This is a genomic window from Paracoccus sp. NSM (assembly GCF_052379855.1).
Lineage (GTDB): Bacteria > Pseudomonadota > Alphaproteobacteria > Rhodobacterales > Rhodobacteraceae > Paracoccus.
Genome location: NZ_JBQTCG010000030.1, coordinates 1 through 3,080 on the forward strand (window position 1 = coordinate 1; position 3,080 = coordinate 3,080).

Annotated in this window: 2 protein-coding genes; both read left to right on the forward strand. The window is 66.7% G+C overall.

The annotated features are described in order from the left end of the window. The first annotated feature begins 4 nt into the window (after nucleotides 1-4). A complete protein-coding gene (locus tag ACTZWU_RS16665) occupies nucleotides 5-1,579 on the forward strand; it encodes a Re/Si-specific NAD(P)(+) transhydrogenase subunit alpha (protein WP_444738482.1) in 1,575 nt (524 codons plus the stop codon). 10 nt (nucleotides 1,580-1,589) lie between these two features. Continuing rightward, nucleotides 1,590-3,032 carry an NAD(P)(+) transhydrogenase (Re/Si-specific) subunit beta gene (locus ACTZWU_RS16670; protein ID WP_444738481.1) on the forward strand — a complete coding sequence of 481 codons (1,443 nt, stop codon included), beginning with the start codon at nucleotides 1,590-1,592 and terminating at the stop codon, nucleotides 3,030-3,032. Nucleotides 3,033-3,080: the final 48 nt, after the last annotated feature.

The following is a 3,080-nucleotide window of genomic DNA, read 5'->3' on the forward strand; positions in this document are numbered from 1 at the left end:
GGCCATGAAGATTGGCGCTTTGAGAGAGGGCTTTGAGGGGGAGGCGCGGGTGGCGATCACCCCGGCTTCTGCGGGGCATCTCCGGAAACTGGGGCATGAGGTCCTGATCGAAACCGGTGCGGGCGCCCGCGCGGGCTTTTCCGACGAGGATTACCGGCGCGCCGATGTCACGGTCCTCGCGACCGCCGCCGAGCTGATCGGCGCGGCGGATACCATCGCCAAGGTCCGCCAGCCGACCGAGGCCGAGCTGCGCCAGATGCGCGCCGGGCAGACGGTGATCTCGTTCTTCTATCCGGCGCAGAGCGCGGAATTGCTGGCGCTGGCCAAGGAACAGGGCGTCACCGCCGTCGCGATGGACATGGTCCCGCGCATCAGCCGCGCGCAGAAGATGGACGCGCTGTCGTCCATGGCCAATATCGCGGGCTACCGCGCGGTGATCGAGGCCGCGAACAATTTCGGCCGCTTCTTCACCGGTCAGGTGACGGCGGCGGGCAAGGTGCCGCCCGCGCGGGTTCTGGTCGTGGGCGCGGGCGTGGCGGGTCTGGCCGCGATCGGCGCCTCGGTCAGTCTGGGCGCGCAGGTCAATGCCTTCGACGTGCGCCCCGAAGTGGCCGAACAGATCGAGTCGATGGGCGCGGAATTCGTGTTCCTGGAATTCGACGAACCCGCGCAGGACGGTGCGGCGACGGGCGGCTATGCCGCGCCTTCCAGCCCCGAATTCCGCGAGAAGCAGCTGGCCAAGTTCCGCGAACTGGCGCCGCAGATGGACATTGTCATCACCACGGCGCTGATCCCGGGCCGCGATGCGCCGGTCCTGTGGACCGCCGACATGGTCGCCGCGATGAAGCCCGGCAGCGTCATCGTGGACCTTGCCGCCGAGAAGGGCGGCAATTGCGAACTGACCGTCGCCGACGAGCGGATCGTGACGGAAAACGGCGTGGTCATCATCGGCTACACGGATTTCCCCAGCCGCATGGCCACGCAATCGAGCGAGCTTTACGGCAACAACATCCGCCATTTCATCGCCGACCTGACGCCGGGCAAGGACGGAGTGATCCGGCACAACATGGAGGATGACGTGATCCGCGGCGCGACGGTGGCGCATGATCACGACATCACCTGGCCGCCTCCGCCGCCTAAGGTCGCCGCCATCGCGGCCCAGAAGCCCAAGGAGAAGAAGAAGGACCCGACCCCCGAAGAGCGCCGCGCCGCCGAGGCCGCCGCCTTCAAGGCCGAGACGAAATCCCAGGTCACGATGCTGGCGGGCGGTGGCCTGCTGCTGCTGGCCGTGGGGCTGGTCGCGCCGGTCAGCTTCATGTCGCATTTCATCGTCTTCGTGCTGGCCTGTTTCGTGGGCTTCCGGGTGATCTGGAACGTCGCCCATTCGCTGCACACGCCGCTGATGGCGATCACCAACGCGATCAGCTCGATCATCATCCTGGGCGCGCTGATCCAGATCGGGTCGGGCTCGGCCTGGGTGACGATCCTTGCGGCCCTGGCCGTGCTGATGGCGGGCGTCAACATCTTCGGCGGTTTCCTGGTCACGCGCCGGATGCTGGCCATGTTCCAGAAATCGTAAGGGGACAGGAATGGCTTACGGATTCACCACCGCGGCCTATGTGGTCGCATCGGTCCTGTTCATCCTGTCGCTTGGCGGCCTGTCGGGACAGGAAAGCGCGAAACGCGCCATCTGGTACGGGATCGCGGGCATGGCGCTTGCGGTGCTGGCGACGCTGTTCGGGCCGGGCGCGGGGAACTGGTTCCTCTCGGCCGTGATGATCGCCATCGGCGGCACGGCGGGCTGGCTGATCGCCAAGCGCGTCCAGATGACCGAGATGCCGCAGCTTGTCGCCGCCATGCATTCGCTGGTCGGCCTTGCGGCGGTCTTTGTCGGCTTCAACGCCCAGATCGAGCTGGCGCGCGTCCTGCGCGCCCGCGCCGAGGGGCTGGCCATGGACTTCCAGGGCTTTGCGGGCGTGCTGATGCACAAGACCCAGGCCGAGATCACGGTGCTGAAGATCGAGGTCTTTCTGGGCGTCTTCATCGGCGCGGTGACCTTCACCGGCTCGGTCGTGGCTTTCGGCAAGCTGTCGGGCCGCGTGGACGGCAAGCCCAGGAAGCTGCCGGGCGGGCATATGCTGAACGCGGGCGCGCTGGCGGCCTCGGTCCTGCTGGGGATGCTGTATCTGGCCGGGACCGGACCGGGCATCCTGTGGCTGATCCTGATCGCGGGCTTTGCCTTCTTCATCGGCTATCACCTGATCATGGGCATCGGCGGCGCCGACATGCCGGTGGTCGTGTCGATGCTGAACAGCTATTCGGGCTGGGCGGCGGCGGCGATCGGCTTCACGCTTGGCAACGACCTGCTGATCGTGACCGGCGCGCTGGTGGGCAGTTCGGGCGCGATCCTCAGCTACATCATGTGCAAGGCGATGAACCGCCATTTCGTCAGCGTGATCCTGGGCGGCTTCGGCGGCGAGACCGGCCCCGCGGCGGCCATCGAGGGCGAGCAGATCGCCATCGACGATGCGGGCGTGGCCTCGGCGCTGAACGATGCCGACAGCGTGGTGATCGTGCCGGGCTACGGCATGGCGGTGGCGCAGGCGCAGGGCGCGGTCAGCGAGCTGACCCGCAAGCTGCGCGCGGCGGGCAAGGAGGTGCGTTTCGCCATCCACCCCGTCGCGGGCCGTCTGCCCGGCCACATGAACGTGCTCTTGGCCGAGGCGAAGGTCCCCTATGACATCGTTCTGGAAATGGACGAGATCAACGAGGACTTTCCCTCGACCGACGTGGTGATCGTGATCGGCTCGAACGACATCGTGAACCCGGCGGCGCAGGACGATCCGAACAGCCCCATCGCGGGGATGCCGGTTCTGGAAGTCTGGAAGGCCAAGCAGGTCTTTGTCAGCAAACGCGGTCAGGGCACCGGCTATTCCGGCATCGAGAACCCGCTGTTCTACAAGGAGAACACCCGGATGTTCTATGGCGACGCCAAGGACAGCATCAACAAGCTGCTGCCCATGATCGACTGATCGGACGCAGATCCCGAACGACAGGGCAGGGGCCGTTCGCGGCCCCTG

Excerpts from the sequence above, each read along its gene's own strand:
- ACTZWU_RS16665 (WP_444738482.1), top strand. The coding sequence starts at position 5 with ATGAAGATTGGCGCTTTGAGAGAGGGCTTTGAGGGGGAGGCGCGGGTG.
- ACTZWU_RS16670 (WP_444738481.1), top strand. The coding sequence starts at position 1,590 with ATGGCTTACGGATTCACCACCGCGGCCTATGTGGTCGCATCGGTCCTG.